Raw genomic sequence first — 382 nt, 5'->3', positions numbered from 1 at the left:
GTCCGGAGCGGCCGCGGCGGCGACCGCGTCGCTGATCAGGACGAGCCGGTCGCCGGCGGCCGCCGCCGCGGCGCGGACGGTGTCGTCGGCGAGGTGGTTGCCGTCGACGATCAGGGTGATCCAGACGTCGCCCCGCCCGAGCGCCGCGTAGGCGATGCCGGGATCGCGGTGCTCGGGCCGCCGCATCGCGTTGAAGAGGTGGGTGACCGCAGCGGCGCCGCGGTTGAAGGCCGCGTGAGCCGTGGCGGCGTCGGCCTCGGTGTGCCCGCAGGACACGGTGACGCCGCGGGCGACGAGCGCCTCGATCAGCTCGAGCGCGCCGGGCAGCTCCGGCGCCAGGGTCACCTGGGAGACCGGCCCCGCGGCGAGCAGCCGCTCGAGC

The 382-nt window shown here is 77.5% G+C and carries 1 pseudogene; it reads right to left on the bottom strand.

From position 1 onward, the window contains the following. A pseudogene (locus D7Y13_RS46795) lies at positions 1-382 on the bottom strand (hypothetical protein); the annotation flags it as partial.

The sequence above is a fragment of the Corallococcus praedator genome (assembly GCF_003612125.1).
Taxonomy (GTDB): Bacteria; Myxococcota; Myxococcia; order Myxococcales; family Myxococcaceae; genus Corallococcus; species Corallococcus praedator.
The sequence above is the reverse complement of the archived record's forward strand: the minus strand, read 5'-3'. Positions and strand labels throughout refer to the sequence as shown.